Source organism: Corynebacterium sp. ACRPJ (assembly GCF_022347345.1).
Classification (GTDB): Bacteria; Actinomycetota; Actinomycetes; order Mycobacteriales; family Mycobacteriaceae; genus Corynebacterium; species Corynebacterium tuberculostearicum_D.
The window spans coordinates 54,210-78,883 of the sequence record NZ_JAKRNC010000002.1 but is presented as its reverse complement, the minus strand read 5'-3'; the positions used below and the strand labels follow the sequence as shown (position 1 = coordinate 78,883).

At 61.2% G+C, this 24,674-nt stretch carries 22 protein-coding genes; 10 read left to right on the top strand and 12 right to left on the bottom strand.

What is annotated here, in order from left to right:
- Position 1 precedes the first annotated feature (1 nt).
- The 3 genes from MHY08_RS01670 to MHY08_RS01660 are packed head-to-tail and all read right to left on the bottom strand — an operon-like array spanning position 2 to position 3,470.
- Entirely contained in the window at positions 2-943 is a 942-nt protein-coding gene (locus MHY08_RS01670) for an ABC transporter permease (RefSeq protein WP_239234986.1), read from the bottom strand.
- The gene (locus MHY08_RS01665; RefSeq protein WP_239234983.1) at positions 940-2,484 is read right to left on the bottom strand and encodes a sugar ABC transporter ATP-binding protein; all 1,545 of its coding nucleotides are present in this window, start codon (positions 2,482-2,484) and stop codon (positions 940-942) included. Before MHY08_RS01665 ends, MHY08_RS01670 begins: the two co-directional genes overlap by 4 nt.
- Positions 2,481-3,470, bottom strand: coding sequence for a LacI family DNA-binding transcriptional regulator (locus tag MHY08_RS01660; RefSeq protein WP_239234980.1), 990 nt, complete (start codon positions 3,468-3,470; stop codon positions 2,481-2,483). Before MHY08_RS01660 ends, MHY08_RS01665 begins: the two co-directional genes overlap by 4 nt.
- Positions 3,471-3,599: 129 nt before the next feature.
- Here MHY08_RS01660 and MHY08_RS01655 point away from each other — a divergent pair, with 129 nt between their 5' ends.
- The 6 genes from MHY08_RS01655 (at position 3,600) to galK (ending at position 9,338) form a co-directional block, all read left to right on the top strand.
- Positions 3,600-4,043, top strand: coding sequence for a YdcF family protein (locus MHY08_RS01655; protein ID WP_204610001.1), 444 nt, complete (start codon positions 3,600-3,602; stop codon positions 4,041-4,043).
- Between the two features lie 195 nt (positions 4,044-4,238).
- On the top strand, positions 4,239-5,138 hold the full coding sequence (locus MHY08_RS01650; protein ID WP_239234977.1) for an aldose epimerase: 900 nt from the start codon (positions 4,239-4,241) through the stop codon (positions 5,136-5,138).
- An 11-nt stretch (positions 5,139-5,149) separates the two neighbouring features.
- Positions 5,150-6,799 carry a sodium:solute symporter family protein gene (locus tag MHY08_RS01645; RefSeq protein ID WP_239234974.1) on the top strand — a complete coding sequence of 550 codons (1,650 nt, stop codon included), beginning with the start codon at positions 5,150-5,152 and terminating at the stop codon, positions 6,797-6,799.
- Between the two features lie 10 nt (positions 6,800-6,809).
- Positions 6,810-7,052, top strand: a complete 243-nt coding sequence (locus MHY08_RS01640) for a hypothetical protein (RefSeq protein ID WP_005322508.1) — start codon at positions 6,810-6,812, stop codon at positions 7,050-7,052.
- On the top strand, positions 7,052-8,146 hold the full coding sequence (galT, locus tag MHY08_RS01635) for a galactose-1-phosphate uridylyltransferase (RefSeq protein WP_239234972.1): 1,095 nt from the start codon (positions 7,052-7,054) through the stop codon (positions 8,144-8,146). Before MHY08_RS01640 ends, galT begins: the two co-directional genes overlap by 1 nt.
- Positions 8,139-9,338: a galactokinase gene (gene galK / locus MHY08_RS01630; protein ID WP_239234970.1), complete on the top strand. Its 1,200-nt coding sequence runs from the start codon at positions 8,139-8,141 to the stop codon at positions 9,336-9,338. Before galT ends, galK begins: the two co-directional genes overlap by 8 nt.
- 158 nt (positions 9,339-9,496) lie before the next feature.
- Here galK and MHY08_RS01625 read toward each other — a convergent pair whose 3' ends face one another.
- Positions 9,497-10,540, bottom strand: a complete 1,044-nt coding sequence (locus MHY08_RS01625; protein WP_239234968.1) for an RNase H family protein — start codon at positions 10,538-10,540, stop codon at positions 9,497-9,499.
- Between the two features lie 390 nt (positions 10,541-10,930).
- On the opposite strand from MHY08_RS01625, the gene MHY08_RS01620 reads away from it, so the two are divergent.
- From MHY08_RS01620 to MHY08_RS01610, 3 genes are all read left to right on the top strand, one after another.
- Positions 10,931-11,695, top strand: a complete 765-nt coding sequence (locus MHY08_RS01620; protein WP_239234966.1) for an endonuclease domain-containing protein — start codon at positions 10,931-10,933, stop codon at positions 11,693-11,695.
- 187 nt (positions 11,696-11,882) lie between these two features.
- Positions 11,883-13,046, top strand: coding sequence for an NRAMP family divalent metal transporter (locus tag MHY08_RS01615; protein ID WP_204611468.1), 1,164 nt, complete (start codon positions 11,883-11,885; stop codon positions 13,044-13,046).
- Positions 13,046-13,816: a putative hydro-lyase gene (locus MHY08_RS01610; RefSeq protein WP_239234965.1), complete on the top strand. Its 771-nt coding sequence runs from the start codon at positions 13,046-13,048 to the stop codon at positions 13,814-13,816. The genes MHY08_RS01615 and MHY08_RS01610 overlap by 1 nt, the downstream gene beginning before the upstream one ends.
- Here MHY08_RS01610 and MHY08_RS01605 read toward each other — a convergent pair.
- The 6 genes from MHY08_RS01605 to MHY08_RS01580 form a co-directional block, all read right to left on the bottom strand.
- A complete protein-coding gene (locus MHY08_RS01605) occupies positions 13,813-14,433 on the bottom strand; it encodes a GntR family transcriptional regulator (protein WP_239234962.1) in 621 nt (206 codons plus the stop codon). The genes MHY08_RS01610 and MHY08_RS01605 overlap by 4 nt on opposite strands.
- Positions 14,434-14,500: 67 nt before the next feature.
- Positions 14,501-16,282: a biotin carboxylase N-terminal domain-containing protein gene (locus MHY08_RS01600; protein ID WP_239234959.1), complete on the bottom strand. Its 1,782-nt coding sequence runs from the start codon at positions 16,280-16,282 to the stop codon at positions 14,501-14,503.
- Entirely contained in the window at positions 16,272-17,846 is a 1,575-nt protein-coding gene (locus MHY08_RS01595) for a 5-oxoprolinase/urea amidolyase family protein (RefSeq protein ID WP_239234956.1), read from the bottom strand. Before MHY08_RS01595 ends, MHY08_RS01600 begins: the two co-directional genes overlap by 11 nt.
- Entirely contained in the window at positions 17,846-18,607 is a 762-nt protein-coding gene (locus tag MHY08_RS01590; RefSeq protein WP_239234953.1) for a LamB/YcsF family protein, read from the bottom strand. Before MHY08_RS01590 ends, MHY08_RS01595 begins: the two co-directional genes overlap by 1 nt.
- A 212-nt stretch (positions 18,608-18,819) precedes the next feature.
- Positions 18,820-19,392 carry a CAP domain-containing protein gene (locus tag MHY08_RS01585; protein WP_204609981.1) on the bottom strand — a complete coding sequence of 191 codons (573 nt, stop codon included), beginning with the start codon at positions 19,390-19,392 and terminating at the stop codon, positions 18,820-18,822.
- A 531-nt stretch (positions 19,393-19,923) separates the two neighbouring features.
- On the bottom strand, positions 19,924-21,822 hold the full coding sequence (locus MHY08_RS01580) for a fructose-specific PTS transporter subunit EIIC (RefSeq protein ID WP_239234928.1): 1,899 nt from the start codon (positions 21,820-21,822) through the stop codon (positions 19,924-19,926).
- Between the two features lie 104 nt (positions 21,823-21,926).
- On the opposite strand from MHY08_RS01580, the gene MHY08_RS01575 reads away from it, so the two are divergent.
- Entirely contained in the window at positions 21,927-22,436 is a 510-nt protein-coding gene (locus MHY08_RS01575) for a 2'-5' RNA ligase family protein (RefSeq protein ID WP_204609976.1), read from the top strand.
- On the opposite strand, the gene MHY08_RS01570 is transcribed toward MHY08_RS01575, so the two are convergent.
- Positions 22,433-23,626 carry an amidase gene (locus MHY08_RS01570; RefSeq protein WP_239234926.1) on the bottom strand — a complete coding sequence of 398 codons (1,194 nt, stop codon included), beginning with the start codon at positions 23,624-23,626 and terminating at the stop codon, positions 22,433-22,435. The genes MHY08_RS01575 and MHY08_RS01570 overlap by 4 nt on opposite strands.
- A gap of 135 nt (positions 23,627-23,761) precedes the next feature.
- Positions 23,762-24,667, bottom strand: coding sequence for a polysaccharide lyase family protein (locus tag MHY08_RS01565; RefSeq protein WP_239234924.1), 906 nt, complete (start codon positions 24,665-24,667; stop codon positions 23,762-23,764).
- Positions 24,668-24,674 lie beyond the last annotated feature (7 nt).

The following is a 24,674-nucleotide window of genomic DNA, read 5'->3' as shown; positions in this document are numbered from 1 at the left end:
CTTAGTTGGCCGTCTTATTGCGGATGACGTCGAAGCCGACGGCCAGCGCGATGACCAGGCCGATGACGATCTGCTGCCAAAAAGAGGAGACGTTGAGCAGGTTCAAACCATTGCGGATGACCGCTAGCAAGATCGCGCCGACGAGCGTGCCGGTGGCCTTGCCCTGCCCGCCGGAGAGCGAGGCGCCGCCGATGACGACGGCCGCAATAGCATCGAGCTCGTAGCCGGTGCCGGCCTGCGGCTGTGCGGATTCGAGGCGGCCGGCCATAACCATGCCGGCCCAAGCGGCGAAGAAACCGGAGAGTGCGAAGACGGCGATCTGGATGCGCTTGACCGGCAGGCCCGAAAGGCGGGCGGCCTCCAGGTTGCCGCCGATGGCATACATGGAGCGGCCGAGTACCGTGCGCTCCAGAATGAACCAGCAGATAAGCCCCGCGATGACCATCATGATGATCGGCACTGGGAAGCCTGCGATATCACCGCCAAAGGCGTTGACGGACGGGGCGGTCTCTATCGGCGAGCCCTGGGAGATGACCAGGGTGAGCCCGCGGGCGATGGACATCATGGCCAGCGTCGCGATGAAAGACGGGATCTTGCCCCACGCGGTGGCCATGCCGCAGATGGCTCCTGCCAGCGCGCCCACGAAAAGGCCGAGGAGCAGGGTAAGCCAGCCAGGCAGGCCCGCAGTGGAGAACATATAGGCAGAGACCATGGCGCCGAGCGCGGCGACCGAGCCCACCGAGAGGTCGATACCGGCGGTGACGATGACAAAGGTCATGCCGAAGGCCAAGATGGCCACTGTGGCGGCCTGGATGCCGATATTGAGCAGGTTCGCCACGGTAAGGAAGTACGGCGTAGCGATAAACAGCGCGATGCACAGGGCAATGAGGCCGACGAGCGCGCCATTATTCATCGCCCAGTTAACTACTCGATTCTTGGTCATGCTTCGTCCTTGGGGTTGGTGCCGGCAGGCGCGGCAGCTGAGGCAGAGGTAGCGGAGGTCACGTTGGATACGGCAAAGGCCATGACCTCGTCTTGGGTGGAGTCCTTAGGGAGCTGGCCGGCGAGTTGGCCGCCGGACATGACGAGGATGCGGTCGGACATGCCGAGCACCTCGGGCAGATCGGAGGAGGCCATGAGCACGGCGCCGCCGGCCGCGGTGACCTCATTGATGATGTTGTAAATCTCCACTTTGGCGCCGACGTCGACGCCGCGGGTGGGCTCGTCGAGGAGGAGGACCTTGGAGCCGGCCAGTACCCAGCGGCCAAAGACCGCCTTTTGTTGGTTGCCGCCGGATAGGTTCCGGATGGTCTGGGAGAGATCGGCCATGCGAATGCGCAGCTTCTCCGCTACGTCACCGGCGCGACGGCGTTGGCCGCTGCGGTCTGCCAGCCCCGCCTTGGCGGTGGGGTAGAGGGTGGCGAATCCGAGGTTATCGCCCACGGAGGCATCTAGAACTAGCGCTTGGGATTTGCGGTCTTCGGGGATATGGCCCACGCCGGCGCGGATGGCGGCACGAATATCGCCGCCGCGCAGCTGCGTGGCGCCGACGCGTATGGTGCCGGAATCGTAGGGGTCAGCGCCCGCGATGGCGCGAATGATTTCGGTGCGGCCGGCGCCCACGAGCCCGGCCAGGCCGACGACTTCGCCGGCATGGACGGTGAAGGTGACGTCGTGAAAGGCGCCGTCGGCAGTCAGCTCGGAGACTTCCAGCAAGGCCTTACCGTGCTCGGGAGGAACCTCGCGCGGGTACTGGTTTTCAATCTCGCGGCCGACCATGAGGCGCACCAGCTCGTCTTCGTCGGTATCGGCCGGGACCTCGGCGATGAAGGAGCCATCTCGCAGAACACTGATAGTCTCGGCAATGCGCGCCAGCTCCTCCAGGTGGTGGCTGATAAAGACCATGGCCACGCCCTTGGCCTTGAGTTCCTCGAGCACGGCAAAGAGTGCATCAACCTCCTTGCCGGTGAGCGCGGCAGTGGGCTCATCCAAGATGAGAATGCGCGCGTTCATAGACAGCGCCTTGGCGATTTCCACGAGCTGCTGTTTGGCCACGCCCAGCTCACCCACCGGCATGTCTAGGTCCACGTCCAAGCCGATAAGGTGCAGTGCCGCTTGGGCTTGTGCCTTGAGGTGTTTGCGATTGACCAACCCAAAGCGGCGTGGGGTGCGCCCAAGCATGATGTTCTCGGCCACGGACATGGTGGGCACAAGGTTGAGCTCTTGGTGAATGGTGGCGATGCCCAGTGCCTCAGAGGCCTTGGTATCTGGGATTTTTACCTCTGTGCCATCTACCAGGATGCGGCCGGAATCCGGCTCGTGTACACCGGCAATCATCTTGATGAGAGTGGATTTGCCGGCGCCATTTTCACCCAGCAAGGCCTGCACTTGGCCGCGGCGGACGGTGAGGTCTACCCCCTTAATGACCTCTACCGGGCCAAAGGATTTGGTGACATTATCCAGGCGCAAAACGCAGTCACTCATGGCGTGGCTCCATCGAGTTGGTGGGCGGTGGACATGCGTGGGATATAGCGGGTTTCTAGCACCTCGCCTTCCGGTTGGTGCTTATCATTGATGGCCGCGATGAGCTTGGCCGTGGCGGTCTCGCCCATTCTGGCCACATCTTGGTCCACCACCGAGATAGGGGAAGGTTGGAAGCGCAGGTAGATGAAGTCATCGAAGCCGACGAGCGCGATTTCTTCTCCGATGAGCTTGCCCGCATTATGGCAAGCCTCCAGCGCGCCGGCCGTCATCATGGAATCGCCGGCAATGAGCGCGGTGACGCCTTCTTGTAGGAGTGCGAGGGCTCCTTTATAGCCCTCGCGGTGGCGGTAGCTGCCGTGGTGGATATGGGTAGGCATACCGCGGGTGGCGGCCTTGAATGCTTGGAGGCGCTGGCGGCCGGTGGAAGTTTCCTGCGGCCCGGAAAGGTAGCCGATGTGCGTGTGCCCCTTCTCCTTAAGCTGTTCCACGGCTTGTTTCATACCCGTGTGGGGGTCTGATAGCACTGCTGGAATCTGACCCAGGGCGCGGTCAATGAGCACGAGCGGGCGGTAAGCGCGCGCCTGCTCGAGCGCTTCTTCGGCGCCTTCGAGAGGTACCGCGATAATGCCGTCTACCTGGCGTTCCATCAGGGCATCGAGGGCTTTGACTAGGCGCTGCGGTTCCTCGCCACAACTGGTAATCATCGTGGCGAGTCCCTGCTTATCGGCGGCTTCTTCAATGGCTGCGGCCATTGCGGCAAAGTAGGCATTGTCTAGGCTGGGGATGACCAAGCCGATGGCGTTAGATCGGGAGCTGCGCAAAGCTCGTGCTTGGGCATTGGGCCTATAGTTGAGCTTGGTGGCCGTGTCCTTGACGCGTTGGCGCGTGGACTCCGAGATGGCTGGGTTGCCCGAGAGCGAACGGGACGCGGTGGAAATGGATACTCCAGCAGCAGCGGCCACGTCCTTGAGAGTGGTTCCGGCCATGCTGTCCTCCTTGGTTAGGCGTATGAGCCGACGTCCGGCCCTCCTGGGTGCAATCGATTGCACATTTGAGTTAAAGGTACGGCTATTTCCATCTTCATGTCAAGAGCCGGCAAGTCTATGCTGGTATCCATGTCTGACCCGCTCCTTGTTTTGGGCTCCCGCGTAACCCATGGCTATCCCGGCGCCATGCTGCGCTCGCGCCTTGATAAGGCGTTGGCGCTTTATAGCGGTCAGCGCATCATTGTCTCCGGCCGTGGTGAGGCGGGGCCTATGGCTACATACCTCATCGAACGTGGCGTGCCGGCCGAGCGGGTGGTGGTGGAACTGGAAGCCACGAGCACTAATGAAAATCTAGAGAATGCCCACCGCTTGGCCCCGGATGCCGTATTACACGTGGTGACCAATGATTTTCATATCCTGCGCACCGCGTTGTGGGCCTGGCACCTCGGCATTGCCGTGCACCTGCATTCCGCGCGCACCCCGTGGCGGTTGATGCCGCGCAACTACCTGCGCGAAGTCTTGGCCACGCCACACTCCGCGGCGCGAATAGTGTGGCGGCGGATGCAGGGGTAGTGTTCCTGCCCGGTGTGGCGGCCTGTTTCCCACGTGCGCTTCCAGCCCCGAAAGAGGTTAACTGGAGGTTAACTCAAGGGCGGTGAGCTGCTGAAACCGTGGGTTTGAGCCAGCAGTTATGCAAACGATTGACCGGCGCTTCGCCGTACTCGTAGGCTAAATCCAACGAAAGTTATAGCCAGAAAGGTCTTTGTTATGACCAGTGGAGGAGCGGCTGGCCCTGACGCCGACTACCCCAGCGTCGCACTTGCCCACGGCGATTATGTGGCCGAGATTGGTCTATTCGGCGGTGCACTCAAGACGCTGACCTATCGCGGCGCGCCCTTGGTAGAAAGCTACGAAGGCAAGCCGCCGCTGATGGCCGGAGTGGTGCTGGCGCCGTGGCCGAATCGCACCGAAGATGGCTGGTTTGAATGGCAGGGGACCGCCCACCAGCTAGAGATCACGGAGCCGGAGCGCAATAACGCCATCCATGGATTCGCGGTGGATTTCTGGCGCATCAAGGAACACACGGACAACCGGGTGGTCATCACCTTTGATATTGAACCGCGCCAGGGTTGGCCGTGGGCGATTCAACTCGAGGCCACCTATACCCTCGATGAGCAGGGATTGCACCACCAACTGACCGCACGCACCACGGAGCCCGGCGAGGTTCCCTTCGCCTATGGGCTGCACCTCTACCTCTCCCCACAGGGAGCTGGGGCGGAGGAAGCGGTGCTCAGTGTGGACGTCGGCAAGCGCTACTTGCTAGGCGCCCGCAACCTGCCTACGGGAAAGACGGAGCAGGTGCGCATTGTTAATCAGCCCATCGCCGAGGTGGACTGGGACGATTGCTTCCACGGCGAAGGCCCACTGACGGCCGTGTATTCGGCCGGTGGAAAGGGTGTGCGCCTGGAGATGGGCGAAGGCCTGAACTGGGTGCAGATGTTTACCCCGGCCGATTTCCCGCGGGCGGGCGGCCCCGGCAAGGCATTGGCCGTGGAGCCGATGAGCGCGCCGCCGAATGCGCTGCGCAGCGGGGAAGACCTCGTGCGCCTGAGCGCTCAGAAACCGCAGAGATTCACGCTGCGCCTTGCAGCAGAGAACAATAACTAGAAAGGTCAGCCATGGAGACTGCTGAATCCGTATTGAGGCTCGATGCCTCCTGGGTGGACTACTTCTTGGTAGCCATCTACTTCCTCTTCGTGCTGGGCATCGGCTGGGCCGCCAAGGCTCGAGTGTCTAGCTCCATCGACTTCTTCCTCTCCGGCCGGGGACTGCCCGCCTGGGTGACCGGCCTGGCTTTCGTCTCGGCCAACCTGGGTGCGGTGGAAATCATCGGTATGTCCGCCAATGGCGTGGAGTATGGCTTCCAAACCATGCATTACTTCTGGATCGGCGCCATCCCGGCAATGGTCTTTTTGGGCATTGTGATGATGCCGTTCTACTACGGCTCCAAGGTGCGCTCGGTACCGGAGTTCATGCGCAAGCGTTTTGGCAATGCCGCACACCTGGTGAACGCGATTTCCTTCGCCGTGGCCCAGCTGCTGATTGCCGGCGTGAACCTGTACTTGCTGGCCACCATCGTGGAGGCCCTGCTGGGCTGGCAGATGTGGGTATCGCTCCTCGTGGCCGGCCTCATCGTGCTGTCCTATATCACCCTGGGTGGCCTTTCGGCCGCCATCTATAACGAGGTTCTCCAGTTCTTCGTCATCATCGCCGCCCTCGCCCCGCTGACCATCATTGGTTTGAACCGCGTTGGTGGTTGGAATGGGCTGAAGGATGCGGTGGCCCAGGATTCGCACTTCCACACGTGGCCGGGCACGGACATCTCCGGTTTTGAGAACCCAGTGTGGTCCGTCATCGGCATCGTGCTGGGCCTCAGCTTCGTGCTTTCCTTTGGTTACTGGACCACCAACTTCGTCGAGGTGCAGCGCGCCATGGCCTCCGATTCTATTTCGGCTGCCCGCAAGACCCCGATCATCGGCGCCTTCCCCAAGATGTTTGTGCCCTTCCTCGTGGTCATTCCTGGCATGGTTGCCTCCGTTTCCGTGGCCGATTTGATGGAGGAGCGCGCGGAGCCCAACGACGCCATCTTGCTGCTCATGCGAGACCTTTTGCCCAATGGCTTGCTGGGCGTGGCGATCGCCGGCCTGCTGGCTTCCTTCATGGCGGGCATGGCCGCGAATATCTCGGCCTTTAATACCGTCATCTCCTATGACATCTGGCAGACCTATGTGGTCAAGGACCGCGAGGATGACTACTACCTGAAGTTCGGTCGCATCGCCACGATTATCGCCACCGCTATTGCCATCTTTACCGCGCTGCTCGCGCAAAACTTTGGCAATATCATGGACTACCTGCAGACCCTGTTTGGCTTCTTCAATGCGCCGCTGTTTGCCACCTTCATTCTGGGCATGTTCTGGAAGCGCATGACCCCGCACGCCGGTTGGTCCGGACTCGTAGCCGGTACCGGTTCCGCCATCGCTTTCTGGTACGTCGCATCCTTCACGGACATGATCAACCTGCCCGGCCAAGGCACCGCTTTCGTCGCGGCCGGTGTGGCCTTCGTGGTGGATATCCTGGTATCCATTGTGGTCACCCTGTTCACCCAGCCCAAGCCGGATAGCGAGCTGGTTGGCTTCGTCTCTTCCGTGACCCCCAAGGACCACTTTGAGGACTACACCGAAAAGTCCTTGCCGTGGTACCAGCAGACCGTCCCGCTGGGCATCATTTGCCTGGTGATGGCCGTAGCCCTCAACGTCATCTTCGCCTAAGGAGCCCAACATGTCTGAGAAAAAGCGCGCGGGTGCATTCGACCTGCGCAATGTCATCGCCGCACTCCTCGGCCTCTACGGCCTGATTTTGCTCGGCTGCTATTTCTTCCTTGACCCAGGCATCAACCCGGATACCGGGCAGGCAAAGAACGCCAGCGATAACCTATGGGCAAGCCTTGCTTTGCTGGCCGTGGCCGCCGCCTTTGTGCTGTGGGCACGCCTGAAGCCCATCACCATCCCAGGAGAAAACTAATGGTTGAGATTACCTCTGCCACGCTTGCCGACGGCCGCGAGATCCTCTACTTCGACGACCAGCCCCACCCCGACCGCGTGCTTGTCGACGCCCGCGACATCCCCACCGTCGCCCCCGCTTCCGAAATGCGCCGGGATCCCCTAACGGGGGATTGGGTGGCCTTTGCCGCCCACCGCATGAACCGCACCTTCTTGCCACCGGCCAACGAGAACCCGCTGGCGCCAACGCGCGAAGGCCAGCTGCCCACGGAGATCCCCAGCCCCAGCTATGACGTGGTGGTCTTTGAAAACCGCTTCCCGTCTTTTGCCACCACCGCAGACATCGAGCATCCCGAGGAAGACAACCTGCTCGGCATGGTGCCGCGCCTTCCGGCCCACGCCCGCTGCGAGGTGGTCTGCTTTACCGAGGACCCAGCCCTATCCTTCAAGGACCTGCCGGAATCGCGCATCCGCACCGTCATCGAGGCCTGGGCGCACCGCACCGCCGCGCTATCCCAGATCGACGGCGTGCAGCAGGTATTCCCCTTTGAAAACCGCGGCGAGGAAATCGGCGTGACCCTCCAGCATCCGCACGGCCAGATCTACTCCTATCCCTTCCTCTCGCCGCGCCTGCGTTCCATCGTGGATTCCGCCCGCGCCTATGACGGCGACCTCTTCCAGGATCTCCTCGATCGCGAGCGCGCCGCCGGCACCCGCATCATCGCCGAGACCGAGCACTTCACCGTCTTCGTTCCCGCCGCCGCCAAATGGCCGCTGGAAGCCATGGTCCTGCCCAACGAGGAAGTACCCGATTTCGCCGCGCTTACCGACGCCCAACGCGCCGACCTCGCGCCCCTCCTCAAGAAGCTGTACTCCGCCGTGGACCGCTTCTTCGATGGCGTGGACAAGACCCCGTATATCGCCGGCTGGACCCAAGCGCCGGTGGACGAGGCACTGCGCCCCGGCATCCGCATGCACCTGCAGCTCTTTTCGCTCATGCGCTCGCCCGGCCGCATGAAGTACCTCGCCGGTTCCGAGTCCTCGCAGGCCGTGTGGATCAATGACACCACCCCGGAGCGCATCGCCGCCCGCTTTAAGGAGATCTGGGATGCTTAACTGGATTGACACCCGCAGCGATGCGGAGCTTGTCGCCGCAGCCCGCGACCTCTTCGCCGCTGCCTTCTCGGACGCGTCCGAGCCCGCCGGCGTGTGGGCTGCTCCCGGCCGCGTCAACCTCATCGGCGAGCACATCGATTACGCCGGCGGCGCCTCCATCCCCTTTGCGCTGGAACAAAACACCGCCGTCGCCGTCGCACCCCGCACCGATGGCCTTCTCCGGATAGCCTCCGAATACGACGGCAGCGTTGCCCAGGCCAGCCTCCCTCTCTCCGATGTCCGCCCCGGCCACCCTTCCAACTGGTCCGGCTACGTTGCCGGCACCGTCTGGGCCGCCACTGCCGCGGACGTTCTGACTTGCACCGGCCTCGATATTGCCATCGTCTCCGATGTCCCCGTCGGCTCTGGCCTGTCCAGTTCCGCCGCCCTCGAATGCTCCGTGGCCGTGGCCGCCTACGAGCTCTGCCACGGCAACGCTCCCGATGACGCCGCCCGCGCGCAGCTGGTCCAGGCGTGCATCCGCGCCGAAAACGAGGTGGTTGGCGCCTCTACCGGCGGCCTGGATCAAAATGCGAGCCTCTTCGGTCAGCGTGGAAAGGCGCTATTCCTGGATTTTGCCACCGGCGCCGTCGAGCGCGTGCCGTTCAATATCGAAGCCCAGGACATGGTGCTGCTCATCGCGGACACCAATGCACCGCACACGCTTTCCGACGGCCAATATGCCTCCCGCCGCGGCATCATCGACGCCGTCCAGTCTGCCGCCGGCCGCTCCATCCGCGACATCCCGGACGCCGTCGCCTTCGCCGCGACCGTCAACCCCCAGGAGGCTGAACTCTACCGCCGACGCGTGCGCCACGTGGTGGACGAAACCGACCGCACCTTAGCCGCCGCCACCGCGCTTACCTCTTCCGACCCGGCAGAGTTCCGCCGCCTCATGCGCGAAAGCCACCTTTCCCTGCGCGACCTGTACGAAGTCACCACTCCGGAACTCGACTCCGCTTTCACCGCGGCCGGCGAACTCGGTGCCCGCATGACTGGCGGCGGCTTCGGCGGCGCCGTCATCGCGCTCATCCCGCGCTCCGCCGTGGAGTCCACCGCCCAGGCCATTTACGACGCTGCAGCATCCCGCGGCTTCCCAGAGCCCACCTTCTTGGTGGCCCGCCCAGGAGACGGCGCCCGCCGCTTGGCTTAAGCTCCGGCTCCGGGCTCGGCTCGGTCGCGACCCCCAGCGCGCCTCTCGTCGTTAGGTCCATACTGATCAGGCTGATCTGAAGGCTGGGCCGCCTCAGATCTGCCCTAACTCCCTCAATTCGGCCTGATCAGATCAGCCCTAAGCCTTTAGCGTTTGGTTCACAACGCCGAGAGAGCTTTCTGAATCCCCTCGCGCAGCGTCTCGCGAGACTGTTTCATCGGATGCGCAATCGCGCGCAACCCCATGTACGCAATCTGGTCGGCCGCCCGATTCAGCGGATCGCCCGCATGCCCGAGCACACGGCGTATGTCGACCTCGCATTGGCCTTGGATATCGCCCCAAGCTTGCTGGAATCGGGACCGCGCACCCGAAGACACCCCTCGCCACGTGCGCCCCGGCCGCGATGCTTTAGAGCCGCGCTTATGCACAATCTGCTCGACCGCCTCCAAAGCAGCTACGGAATCGGACTCAATAACCGCCTTGCGCGCACCCACCTTGAGCAGGTACTTCAGCGCAAGCGTCAGTGCTTCGAGCTCGAGCTCATCGGTGCTCGCCTTGGTTTCTCGAGTCCGTAACCGGTAGTCGCCGTTTCCCGCAACGAAGCACATCGACCCCTTGAATACGGTATCCGAGGAAGCATCGGTGGCTATGCGCACCACGTCGCCCTCGGCCCACGAGGAGGCGCGCGAGAAGTTCGGCCACCAGTGTGCTTTCGGCGTCTCTACCTGTGTCGCTTGCTTCTTTTTCGGCGCCTCACCCATCTTGCGGGCCTTCCGGGCGGTCAGGCCGGCTTGTTTTCTGCGCACAGAGCTCGCGCTTTTCGACGCCCTATTTTCTCCCGCAAAGCTTCCCGTCACCGTGAAACCGTCAGCCGTGAGTGCCGCTCGCAACGCATTCTGCCTGCGACCAGTGACAATCCACACTCGTCCGTCGAGTCCCTTGAGCGCGCGTTTGACCTCGCGCACGGCGATATCGACGATATCGCCCTTCTTCGTCTGGCCGCGGCGCACAAAACGCGTCTGCTTAGTATTGACCGCGATGACCCAGCCTTCGATGATGCCGTTGGGGGCGGAATCCCAACGCTCGTCCCAGAGCGCGACCGCAACATGGATTGGTGCCGAGACCATGTCCGAGGTGATCTTGCGGGTGCCGTAGGTGCGCGATTGCGTACCGGTTAGTTCTGAGAGCTCGATGGGTTCCATTATCTCTAGTAAAGCACGGTTAACCGCGCTGCTGAATTATCCCCCATACCGCCGCTGTGAACTACTTCTCCTTAGGTCGAATGTGATCGAGCTGATCTGAGCACAACCCACCCTCAATTCAGCCTCAACGCCCTCAATTCGGCCCGATCAGCTTGGACCTAAAGTTCCGACCCTTACTCAAGGTCCTCGGAAAATCACCTTCCTGAGCCTCATGAAGCGCGCCCAGTCCCGCCAGCCGAGAAGATGAAACCATGATTACAGATCACTTCATCAACCTTCGTTACGCCGGAGCCGAAAGTCCGCACCATTTAGCCCTCCAGCGCGGTGAGCTCACCCAGATAGCGCCCTGGATCGCCGTTCCCACAGCCACCTGGAGGCAATGGGTGCGCCATGAAACAACAATTCGCCAAAGTAGTCGCTGCCGGGTGGAGCATCCACCGCGCCGTCCTCATCGGTAAATCGGCCGCGCGGTTGTGGGGAATGTGGGTAATTTCTACGGCAGGGGAGGAGGTGGAGTTAGCGGTGCCTTCGGGAAGCGTGCCCCCACGCAGGCTCACCCCGAAAGGCTACCGGTACCGCCGAGTAAAGTCCCTTCAAGAATCCATGGTGTCGATAGCGGGTGTGCGCGCCACGAATCCTGCCCGCACCTGCCTTGAAATCGCTCGGCTACACGGCTTCCCAGATGGCCTGGTAGCTACCGATTCTGCCCTCGGCCAACACGACGTCACCACATACGACCTGCGCGAAGAGCTTGCAAAGATGCAGCGCACGAAGGGACAAGCAGCCATGCGTAAGGTTATCGAGCACGCGTATGGCGGATCGGAATCGCCCTATGAGTCCTATCTGCGAGCCCTCATTATTGAGCGTTTCCCGCAGGTGAAAATTGAGCCGCAGAAACCGCTGCTCGGGAAATATCGGGCAGATCTCTGTCTCGATGGCTGGCTGGTACTCGAGGTCGATGGCGATGCCAAGTATGACGGTACCTATGGCGAGGCGCCCTCCCACGTGGTAAAGCAGCAGATAAAGAGGCAGCGAGCGCTAGAAAACCGCGGATACGTGGTGCTGCGCTTTGGCCCCAGCGAAATGAAAGCGCCGGACGAGGCTTTGCGGATAATCGCTAGCCACCTGGGAAAACGCGGCAGGAAAGTAGCCTAGATCACCCCCGCGTCACCCCACAACGCATAAAAGTTGTTGAACAAAAGGCAAAGCAACCTTTAAGATGATGCGCATCACAAATTAATGCGACCTGCATCACGAAAGGTGAAATCTAGTGAGTGCTGAGACATCACACGCCACTCCGGCGCAGGCGGGGGACAAGACCCCGCCCAAAGGCCTCGGCGCCATGGCTGGTGCCATGTTCCTTATGGCCACCTCCGCCATCGGTCCGGGATTTTTGACCCAGACCTCGGTCTTTACCGTGCAGATGGGCGCTTCCTTCGCGTTTGCGATTATGCTGTCCATCCTCGTGGACATCGCTATCCAGCTCAATGTGTGGCGCGTTCTCTGCGTGACCGGTATGCGGGCCAATACCTTGGGCAATACCGTGCTCCCTGGCCTGGGCTGGGTGCTTGCCGTATTCGTGTTCATCGGTGGCGCGGTTTTTAATATCGGCAATATTGCCGGTTCTGGCCTAGGCATTAACGCGATGCTGGGCATCGATTCGCGCATCGGCGGCGTCATTGCCGCGGCCATCGCGATCTTTATCTTCCTCTCCAAGAAGGCAGGCATGGCGCTTGACCGCCTCGTCGCGGTCTTGGGCGCGGTCATGATCCTGCTGATGCTCTACGTTGCTGTGGTCAGCCAGCCACCGGTGGGCGAGGCGCTCAAGAATGCCGTCGCGCCGGGCGAAATCGATTTCTTCGTCATCACCACCATCATCGGTGGCACCGTGGGTGGTTATATCACCTTTGCCGGCGCGCACCGCCTCATCGATTCCGGCCACACCGGCGTGGAAAACGTCAAGAACATTACCTATACCTCGGTAAGCGGCATTGTGGTCACTGGCATCATGCGCATGCTCCTCTTCTTGGCGGTCCTCGGTGTGGTGGCCACCGGCGTGGCGCTTTCGGACGACAACACCGCGGCCGATGCCTTCTACAATGCCGCCGGCGAGTTTGGCCTGCGTGCCTTCGGCGTGGTCCTCTTCGCGGCCGGTTTGTCCTCGGTTATCGGTGCCGCCTATACCTCGGTATCCTTCGTGACCTCCCAGGACACCTCGACGCGCACCCGCAATATCCTCACCATCGTCTTCATTGCGGTGTGCACGGTAGTCTTCGTGGCCATCAACTCCGCGCCACAGAAGTTGCTCATCTTTGCCGGCGCCATCAACGGCCTGATCCTGCCCATCGGTTTCGCCCTCGTGATGTGGGTGGCCTGGCGCCGCCGCGACCTCCTGCAGGGATACAAGTATCCCAAGTGGTTGCTGATTATCGGCACCCTGGCGTGGGGACTCACCATCATCATCGGCTTCAAGGCTTTCTCCGGCATCACCGAGCTGTGGGCATAATGCAGACCCCGGAGCAGGTGCGCGAGTATGCGCGCAGGCATGACATGGCCACCACCGCCGGGCACGCCCGCGGTTTCATGCAGGCTAACCTGCTGGCCGTGCCGCAGGAGTACGCGTTTGATTTCTTGCTCTTTGCCCAGCGCAATCCCAAACCGTGCCCGATTGTGGGCGTGCTGGAAGCTGGTCAGTATACCTCCGGGCTGCTGCCGGGTGGGGACATCCGCACCGATATTCCGGCCTACCGCGTCTTTGAAAACGGCGAGCATACAGCCACGCTTGCCGACGCCACCTCGTACTACACCCCAGACATGGTCAGCTTCCTTATCGGTTGCTCTTTTACCTTCGAGACTGCGCTGCAGGATAACGGCATTGAGGTCGCGCACATTGCTCAGCAGCGCAACGTGCCGATGTTTAAAACCACGATTCCCACCACCCCGGCCGGTATCTTTTCCGGCCCCATGGTGGTCTCCATGCGTCCGATTCCGGCCGCGCAGGTCTCCGATGCCGTGCGGATTACCTCCCGTTACCCATCGGTTCACGGCGCCCCGGTCCACGTGGGTGACCCGGCGGCCATTGGCATTGAGGATCTGTCCCGCCCCGACTTTGGCGATCCGGGCGAAGTGCCAGAGGGCTGCCTGCCGGTCTTTTGGGCCTGTGGTGTGACCCCGCAGGCCATCGTGATGGAATCTAAGCCGCGCTTAGCTATTACGCACGCGCCGGGCCAGATGCTCGTGACCAACGCCCGGGATCAAGATTTCCTCATTCCTTAATCGTCCAGCACGGCGAGGATCTTCTCGCAGGTATTCATGAGGCTGTCATGCGCAAGCGTGGCGGCTTCGCGGCGTTTTCCATCCGCGATGAGCGTGGCCAAGGTGATATTTCCTTGAATGTGGTCCGCATGCAGCTGCGGGTAGCGCGGGATGGCCAGCAGGAAGGTAAGCCGCATGCGGGCGAGAAGGTTATCCATCTGCTCATTGAGCGTAGGCGAGCCCAGCGCGGCGACCAGCGTGCGGTGGAAGTGCTGGTTGATGGCGGAGACTTCCTGATGCTCGCCGCGTGCCGCGTAGTCGAAGGCGGAGGAGGTGAGGGTGACGAGCGAGGGGGCGTCGGCAAAAGCGCCCCACCGCACCGCCGCCGGTTCGATGGCCGCGCGGGCGGCAAAGAGGTCACGGATATAGTCAGTATCCGGCGTCGCGAGGAAGACGCCGCGATTGGGGATGCGCTCGACAATGCGCTCTGCGGCAAGCCTAGTGAAAGACTCGCGGAGGGTATTGCGCGAGCAGTTAAAGCGTTCGGCTGCCTTGACCTCGCTGAGCTGCTCGCCCGGCTGAAACTCGCCGGCGGAGATGGCCTCGCGCAGCTCGGAGGCGACAGACTGGGAAAGCATGACCACAACTGTACTAAAAAGTTATGCACCTCACATTGAAATGAGGTGCATAACGATGGTGCGAGCGCTAATCGATGGTCGCGATGACCTTGGAGGAATCCAGACGGTCACCTTCTGCAGCCAGGAGCTTGATGGTACCGCCGCGCGGAGCCTTGATGGCCGATTCCATCTTCATGGCCTCGACGGTGGCGATGGCATCGCCCTCGGCCACGGTATCGCCGTCCGCAACGTTCCAGGCCACGAGGTTTGCCTCGAACGGGGAGGTGACCGCATTGTCATCGGTGGACTGCGCGCCGGCCGAAGACGGCGCGGTGGAGGCAGAACCACCGGCCGAGGCGGCGCCCGGCGCGGCGAGGAAGTCCACGGGCACGCCGACGTTGACCAGCTTGCCGTCGATTTCTACGGCCACAGTGCGGCGTTGGGTGTAAATGGCCTCGACCTTTTCCACCTGGTTGGCGGCAGACGGGCGGTAGTTGTGATCCACCCAGTCCGTAAACACGCCAATCTCGGAGGCACCAGCGGCAGCGGTATCCTCGGCCGGCGCGGCAGTGCCGATGAGTGCCGGCTCATCCATCATGTCGCGGTGGAACGGCAGCACGGTGCGCACGCCGGTAACGGTGAACTCGCGCAGGGCAAAGCGGGCGCGGGCCAGGGCGATCTCGCGGGTCGGTCCCCACACCACCAGCTTGGCAATCAGGGAGTCATAGTACGGCGGGATGATAGAGCCAGAGCGCACCGCGGAATCCACGCGGATGCCCGGGCCGGTCGGTGGCTCGAAGGAGACGATGGTGCCGGGGCACGGCGCAAAGCCATTGAGGATGTCCTCGGCATTGATACGGAACTCAAAAGCATGGCCGTGGGACTGCGGATCCTCATCGAAGGACAGCGGCTCGCCGGCCGCGATGCGGAATTGCTCGGCGATGATATCGGTGCCGGTGACTACCTCGGTAACTGGGTGTTCGACCTGCACACGGGTATTGACCTCGAGGAAGGAAATGGTGCCGTCCTCGGAGACAATGTATTCCACGGTGCCGGCACCGGTGTAGCCCACCTTGGAGCAAATGGAGCGCGCGCCTTCGATGATGCCGTTGCGTTGGGCGTCGGAAAGCGCGGGCGCCGGAGCCTCCTCAATGAGCTTCTGGAAGCGGCGCTGGGTGGAGCAATCGCGGGTGCCGAGCACGCGCACATTGCCGTGCGCATCGGCCAGCACCTGGGCCTCGACGTGGCGCGGGTGGGTGAGGAACTTCTCCACGTAGCACTCGGCGCGGCCGAAAGCCTCCATGGCCTCGCGGCCGGCGGAGTTGAATGCGCCCTCAATTTCTTCCATATTGTCCACGACCTTCAAGCCGCGTCCGCCGCCGCCATAAGCAGCCTTGATGGCAATGGGCAGGCCGTGCTCTTCGGCAAAGGCGCGGGCCTCCTGCCAGTCATCGATGGGATCGGAGGTACCCGGTGCCAGCGGCGCGCCGACCTCCTCGGCCACGCGGCGCGCAGCGATCTTGTCACCGAGCAACTCGATGGACTCCGGGGAAGGGCCAATCCAGATCATGCCGGCCTCGGTAACCGTGCGGGCAAAGTCGGCGTTTTCGGACAAGAAGCCGTAGCCCGGGTGGATGGCATCGGCACCGGCACGCACCGCGATATCGAGCAGCGCGGGCACGTTCATGTAGGTATCGGCCGCGGTATTGCCCGGCAGCGCATAAGCTTCATCCGCTACCTGGGTATGCAAGGCACCAGCGTCTGCTTCGGAATAAATGGCGATGGACTTAATGCCCAGGTCGCGGGCGACGCGGGCGATACGCACGGCAATCTCGCCGCGGTTAGCAATGAGGACGGTCTTAATCTGCATTCTGTTCTCCAGTGTTTAAGGCTTGGGGTGCTACGAGTTCAAATTTCACGCGCGCGCCGGGCGGCAGCTGCGCGGCAATATCGATATCTTCTTCCAATACGGTGGCGATGACCGGGTAACCGCCGGTCACGGCGTGATCGCGGAGGAAGACCACGGGCTTGCCATTGGGTGGGATTTGGATGGAGCCGGCGACCATGCCCTCGGAGGGAAGCTCGCCGTCCTTGACGCGTTCAATCGGTTCTTCGCCATCGAGACGCAGACCCACGCGGTTGGAATCCGAGGTGACGGTCCACTCGGTATCTAGGAAGGCGGAGACATTATCGCCAAACCAGTCATCGCGCGGTCCAAGTACGCAGCGCAGGGTGGCGCGGGTTTTGCCGTCGGAGCTTTCACGCACGCGCAGTGGGTTAACCAGCTGGGCGTCGGTCATGCCGGTAGAGCGCGGCAGCACGCCGATGACATCGCCGGTGGTGACCGGGTCCGGGCCCAGGCCAGAAAGGACGTCGGTGGCCGCCGAGCCGAGCTCGGATTCGGCGATGATGCCGCCGCGGATGGCCACGTAATTGCGCATGCCTACCGTTGCAGGGTCCACCGTGACGGTTTGCCCGGCCGTGACCAGCACGGGGCGAGCAAGGTGAACCGGCATCTCGCCGAGGCGCACACGCGCGGTCGCGCCGGTGACGCAAATGACGGTATCGGTGAGCGCGTGGAGCTTAATGCCGCCGATATTTTCCAGCACTGTTGCCCCGCGCGGGTTGCCCACGGCCACGTTGGCGGTCGCGGCGGCGGCGCGGTCGGCAGCACCGGAGGGGGTCACGCCGAGATCGCCCACACCCGGGCGGCCCAAGTCCTGGTAGAGGGTGAGCAGGCCGGCATCGATAACCTCCATGCGCGGCAAGCGGGCAGGGGCGCGCTTCGAGCGGGCAGAGTGATCAACAAGCTCCGGCAGCTTATCCACGCTGCGATAGCGCACGCGGTCACCGGGCTGCACCAAAGCCGGCGGGTTAGCATTGGAATCCCACATCGGCGTATTGGTGGTACCCAGCAACTGCCAGCCGCCCGGGGAAACGCGCGGGTACACCGCGGAAAATTCGCCCGCAATGCCTACGGCACCGGCCGGCACCGCGGTACGGGGACTGGAGCGGCGTGGCACCGCACGCGCCTGGGAGGGGTCCGACGGCGCACAGTAGGTAAAGCCCGGGGCAAAGCCACCGAATGCCGCGGTCCACTCGGTAGAGGTATGCCAGTTAATGAGCGCTTCGCGCGAAAGACCCAGCAGGTCCGCGGCCTCGTCCACATCCTCGCCGTCATAGAGCACATCGATTTCAACCATGCGGGCCTCCGCAGCCGTCGCGGTGGCAGGGGAGAAGTCCTGCAGGAATTCGGCCGCATCGCGCGCCGAATCCGGCGCTTCAAACGTCAGCAGCAGGGTGGTGGCGGCCGCGATGCAGTCCACCTGATTCTTCAAAGGCTTGGCAGAAAGCGCCGCGTGCCAATCCATGACCTGGTTCAATCCATCCAGGTCAATGAGCAACGCACGCGTGCCCACAAAATTGATATGCATTAGATAAAGCTCCGAATCTCGATGCCTTCTTCCCGCAGGCGCTCAACCACGCCGCGCAGCAGCTTCACCGCGCCGGGCGAATCGCCGTGGGTGCATACGGATTGCGCATCCACCTCGAGCTTCGTGCCATCCACGGCCGTAATCGAGCCGGTCTGCGCCACCTCAAGTACTCGCTGCACCACCTCATCGGCGCTGCCCAGCACCGCATTGGCCTCCTTGCGCGAGACCAGCGTGCCATCGGGGTTGTAGTTGCGGTCCGCAAAGGCCTCACGGATGACGGTAAGCCCGCTGCGCTTGGCGACGTCCACCGCTACACCCCCTGGCAGCAACATCACCGGCAAGTCTCCAAAGGCCTTAATGCCCTTGATGACGGCTTCTGCCTGTGCCTCATCTTTCACGATTGCGTTATACATCGCACCGTGCGGCTTCACATAGGAGACCTTGGTGCCATTGGCGCGGGCCAAAGCGTCGAGCGCGCCAATTTGGTAGGTCACCTCGTCTGCTAGCTCGTCCGGGTTGTAATCGATAAAACGGCGGCCGAAACCTGCGGCGTCGTTATAACCTACGTGTGCGCCTACGGTCACGCCTGCTTCTGCTGCCGCCTTGAGCGTGCCGGCAATCGAGTGTGGGTCGCCCGCATGGAAGCCGGTGGCCACGTTTGCGGAGGACACCATCTCCAGCATTGCCGCGTCATCTGCGACCGGATTGCCCGCAGTGGTTTCTCCCAAATCCGCATTGAGATCGATATGGAGCGAGGACATTCAACACCGTCCTTAAGATTGTTGAACAATTCGAATGTCATTAAGTGTAACCCTCGCCACTGTCATTTGTGAAGACGGTTACGTTTCGTTTACCCGCGTGCGCACCCCCACCTAGGCGCGAGAAAACCGCCCCGTCCCGGGTAAGAGGTCCGGGAGGAGGCGGCATGGCCTGCTAGAGCCCAAGGGTCCGAAGGTTCTAGCTTGTGAAATCTTTAGCGGCCGTAGTTTTGGACAGCGTAAAGCTTGCCTTCAGAGTTAATGGCAACGCCGACTCCGATGGTCTTGGCGCGTGGGTCCAGCATAATCTTGCGGTGCCCCGGGGATTCGTACCAAAGCTTGACCAGAAGGGCATCGGAATAGTCGCTCCACGCCTGCAAGACATTCTCGCCGCCGGCCGGGATATTGGAAGGGTAGTAGTTCCAGTGCTGCGGGCGGTGGCTGAGCTTATCAGCGCGCACCAGCTGGTCGGCCCAATCTTGAGCCAGCCCATTGAGTGCGGCATTAGCGCGAACCGGGCGCAGGCCGTGTGCCTGGCGGTATTCGTTGGTGTGGTTGATGATGCTCTGCACGCGATTGGAAGCCGGAGCGGCGGGCTTTGCTGCTGTAGCCGGCGCGGCGGGAAGGTTTAGCGTCGGCACCGGAAGGTTCGCGCCATTAAAGTTGCCCGAGGAACTTAGGGAGCTGGAGGCTTCAGCGGGTGCAACGCACATTCCCAATGCGATGGCTGCTGCAAGGGCAGGGGCTATAAATTTTTTGGTGGAGAAGCGAATAGTAGGGGTGAACATGAGCGGAACCTTTCTTCTGTAACCTGGCGGAGAATCAGGCGGGAAACTGGGAGAATCAACAGAAAAATCCGTTCCCCTTTGTTTAAAAGTTAATCAATTCCAGCAGATAAAATCGACTTGAACAGCAATTATTAGAATATTTGAAGTTGATGTTCCGTATAACTAATTGCTTCTTAGTTATTTCTCGAATTGAGCTAGGAAACTCCTGAAATCCCTCAGTCGGTTGCGTATTTCTCCTCCCCAACGGGGGTGGTTTCTAGTCAGTGTCTTAGATTCTCGGAGAAGCAGTAAGTGCTTGAGTCATGAGGGTGGAGTTTTAAGTCAGGCATAGGCAAACGCGTCCGTTTCTTGGTAGAACCTATAAAGATCGTGAGATTTACTAGGTTGCTTAACCTCTACCTGTCCTTTGCTTCTATGGGTGTTGCCCGGCAGTTGTCTCTCGGCGTCCTTGTGCGATCGGTGAACGGGGTTTAGAAAGGAATAAGAAAAGCGCTCGGCGATGAATCGCCGAGCGACACATTGAACGAAGTATTATGCCTTTGCGGGCGCTTCTGTCCCTTGAGAAGCTGGGGCAGGAGAAAGAGCCGAGGAAATGATCTCGGCTGCTTCCTTGCGGGTTTGTGCGCCATAAAGCTGGTTGCGGAAGTCTTCTTTCATGATGCTGCGCGCCAGCTTGGAGAGTAGCTTGAGGTGTTGCTTGCCGGCATTATCAGGCACAGCGATAAGGAAGGCAAGGTTAGTCGGTTCTTCGCCTTCTCCCCATGTAATACCTTCGGGTAGGCGGGCAAAGGCAAGGGTGGGCACTTTCACGCCGGCCGAGCGTGCGTGTGGAATGGCCACGCCGTGGCCTACCCCGGTAGAGCGGGTTGACTCGCGCTTTAAGGCAGCCCCAGCTACCGCCTCCATATCGGACATGCGGGAGGAAGTAAGCTTCACCATGGAGCGAATGACCTCTTCGCTAGATGAACCCAGATCTTTATCAAGGCTAATCGTATCGACAGCAACAAGCGGCTTATCCTTGCGCTGCGTCAATCCCACCAGCAGGAGAATAAGGCAAGCACAGACAGCGATGCCGGCAAGCATGGCGATAAAGAAGCCAACGACGTTATCTACCGCGCCGAGCACCGCCACGATCGGGCCGCCGTGCATGACGTGGTCTTGTGCACCGAAAAGACCGGCGAGCGCACCGGCTACGGCACCACCGGCAACATTGGCGGGGATGACCTGTAGCGGGCGTGCAGCCGCAAGCGGGATGGCGCCTTCGGTGATGCCGAAGAATCCCATGAACAACGCGGCGATACCCGCATCCTTTTCAGCCTTGGTAAACCAGCGGCGGCGCAGGAGCGTAGCTACGCCCACGGCGAGGGGAGGTACGGCAATCGCACATGCCGCCATGCCCATCGGCGCCGCATTGCCGGCCGCGATCATACCGCCGCCGAAGAGGAAGGCCGTTTTATTGAAGGGGCCACCCATATCGAAGGCGATCATGGCGCCCAGGATAAGGCCCAGCACGATGACGGAGGAGCCCTGCATTCCAGCGAGATAGTTGGTCATTGCCTCGAACGCGGCCGAGACCGGCGCACCAATGAGCAAGATGAAGATGAGCCCCACGATGAGCGTGGTGAAAATCGGGATAACGATGATGGGCCAAATCGGTGCGATGAACTTGTGCACCGGAATCTTCTTAATGGCAAGAGCCACATAGCCGGACAAAATACCGGTGACAATGCCGCCCAAGAATCCGGCACCTGCCTCAGAACCGTAAAGCGAGCCGGTGGTGGCGATGAGTCCGGTAATAAGGCCAGGGGCAAGGCCCGGGCGATCCGCGATGCCCACTGCAATGTAGCCGGAAAGTACCGGGACCATAAGCGAGAACGCCAGGGCGCCAAGCTCATTGACTGTATTCCAGAAGCTATCTTCCGGAATCGCCATGCCCTCAGGCGTGGGCGTGCCGCCGATGGACAGTGCCACCGCAATGAGCAGGCCACCAGTGACCACGAATGGGATCATGTGCGAGACGCCGTTCATCAGTGCCTTGTACAAGGTTTGGCCTACGCTATTTTTCCGAGGCGTCTCTTCCTCCGTCTTCTCGGAAGAGCCCTCCCAGCGCGTGGCGCTCAAGGACCTGCTCAGCAGTTCCTTCGGGTGCTTGATGGCCTCGTCCACGCCGGTGGCCTCGAGACGCTTGCCGTGGAAGCGGTCCTTGGAAATGACCGTATCGGCACCAATGACAATGGCGTCGGCTTCGTCGATGTCTTGCTTGCTAAAGGTTCCCTCGACGCCGATGGAACCATGAGTTTCAATCTTGATACGGTAGCCCAGCTCTTGGGCTGCGGCCTCGAGGTTCTCGGCCGCCATATAGGTATGCGCGATGCCCGTCGGACACGCCGTGATGGCGAGGATGAGGGGCGATGACTCTGTAGTGCTCATGACTCTCATTAAACGGCAATCGTTTGCGTTGACACAAGAGGAGGTTGCCTACTCGATGGCCGGTACGCTGGAAGCACTCCGCTATAGAAAGGGAACGCTCGCTCGTGAGTAAAGCATCGCCGGATAATATCTTGCTCTACCTGCCGAAAAAGCAGGAAGATCAGGTGCGCGACATCTTTGCCGGTCTTGCTGAGCGCGGCTTTCCAATCCAGCAGCAACGCCCGCACATTACGGTGACCTTTTCGCCGCACATGCAGCCGGAAGTGGTGGACTTGGCCGCCGAACTGCTGCCGGCCGTCATCCCCGCGGATTTTCGCCGGGTAGGAAACGTCATTTTTGGCACCAAGCGCAAGCAGACCGTGGCCTGGCTCCTTGAGACCACTGATGAGCTAGAAATTGCTGCGAGAAAAATCAGTGCCGCCAACCCAGACGGGCGGGGGCCGCGCTGGACCCCGCACCTGACCATGGGCTTGCGCCTGCCGCGCGAGGAGGTCCCCGGCTATATCAAAGCGATGGACGAGCTCACCTCAGCGCACTTCAAGGAACTTACCGCCGTCGAGGCTGCCTTTTGGCGGCCGCGCACGCAGGAAAAGACCCTTCTAGCAGGGACTTAGAGCAAGGCCTGCAGCGTGCGGGCAACGCGCAGGACGGTCAAGTCTTCGCCCGGCTTGCCGACGACCTGCACCGCATCACCCACTCCTTCTTCCTCTTCGCCGCGCAGCGGCACGGTAATAGCTGGCCATCCGAGCACATTGAAAGGCTCGGTCCAACGCCGCAGGCTCGCAGCCGATTCCGCGGCATTGTCTGGGGTGATATTGGACCACTTGAGGGGACCGGAATCGAGGGTAGGGGTGAGGATAATGGAGGCGTCGCCAAGCAGAGCAAGTGCTTCCTCGCGCAGCTTCTCTACGCCCTGTGCAGCCGCGTCATAGTTTTCTTGGCTGATATCTTCTCCACCCAGAACGCGCTGCAAGATAACGTCTTGGTACTTATCGCGCTGATCCAGCAATGGCCGGTGGACGTCATAGACTTCCTTCAGGCGCATCGGCTCATAGAGCTTGGCCGTAGCGGCGATGGTTTCTTCCAAATCTACGCCCTCGCTGAGTGCAAAGTCCGAGGTTTCCAGCTTCGCCAAGAGTTCAGCAAAGCGTTCGCCTTTGGCCTTAAGCGCGGTGACATCAATAGATGAAATGTCCTGCGCCGTGGCCGGTTCCTCATCCGCAGCGGCGATAAAAGCCTGCTCAATTAGGTCAACGGAGCTGGCAAAGAAACCAATGCAATCGAAGCTGGGGGCAAAGGGGAAGACCCCTTCTACCGGAATCAGCCCGAAGGTGGGCTTAAAGCCCAAAACGCCCTGGCAGGCAGCCGGTACGCGCACCGAGCCAGCGCTATCGGAACCAACTGTCAGGTCGAGCGCACCGCACGCCACTAAAGCGGCGGACCCGGAGCTAGACCCACCACCGCATACTTCGGGATCGCGCGGGTTGATAACGCGTCCGTACGCGGAGGCATCGCCCAAAATGCCATAGGAAAACTCCTGCAGGTTCGCCTTCGCCACCGGCAGCGCGCCCTGGGCCGTGAGACGCTGTACCACCGGCGCGTCTTTCACCGGTGTGCAGACAGCTTTGACCTTGGAGCCACAGGTGGTTGGTACGTACGCCACATCCACAATGTCCTTGAACGCCACCGGCAGCCCCTTGAGGGTCGGCGAAAGATCCACCGCGTGTTCATCAAACGGGATAATGGTAATCACCGCATTATGATTCTGCTGGGCACGGTTTAGGCGATCAGAGACAGTAGGCATAAGGGGAGCTAAATCCTTTCAGCACCGGAGACTAGCGATGCTAGCGAGGTAGATAGAGTATGCAGATGTTACTACCGTACATCAGAAATTGGTGAACAATTTTCCAAGTCTAGGCAAAACACCGTCTGAGTGGTGTCACTTAGCAAAAATCCCCAGTGCATCCCACGCAAGCCAGCCTCCTTCGCGGAGAGTGAAAACCAGCTGGTTTTCTCCTTCCTTTAGGGTATCTTCGGCGAGATCAAACTCGATTGCTGCGGGGCGCAGCGGGGTCGGGTCCCCGCTGGCATCGCCTTGGCGCGAACCTTGCGTTGCGCCCTGTGGGAGCTCTACTTGTTTATGAAAGTCATTAACAGTGACGTCGAGAATGCCGCCGAGCTTGGTAGTGTCAATGAGCCATAGCGCCAGTGCCGCCTTCGCGGTGGGCTTATCCAATTTCACCGTCCACTTCAGCGTGTAAGCCTTGCTTCCCGCCCACTTATCGCCGGGGCCGGGGAGAAGGTAGGGGACGTCGGCGGGCGTAGCATCCGGTCCAACAGTGATTGTCTGGTTTGGATGCGCGGTGACGATCTTCTTGTAGTCCTTTGGGGAATACTGAAACTCCGTGCCCTTTCGGTCAAAGGAACCAATCGTGGCTAGCGCTGTGCCAGCAGTGACCGAAGGCAGGGAGGTAGACGTCGCTTTGCTAGAAGGAGAGGACTCAGCACCGGTAGCATCAACCACCTTGACATAATAAGACCACTTTTCACCGGCAACATCTCGCCGGGAGTGGCGGAAGAAGGGGAAGATGGTCTTGCCCAGCAGCACGTCTACACCATTGGGATCGGTGCCGATGACGCGGTAGTGATCCAAAACGATATCCCAGGAGGCAGGCTCCCAGGTGACGTAGTTTTCCATGAGCTGCGGTTCTGCCTGAACACCGGTTGCGGCTGGCGGAGCAGCAACCGCACCAGGAGCTGGGGTAGAGGAATTCTGGTCAGAAGAGTTCTTGCGGGAAGAACCGCGGCGAGAGGAAGAAGAGGAAAGCGAGCTAAAAAGTCCCATGATGAAT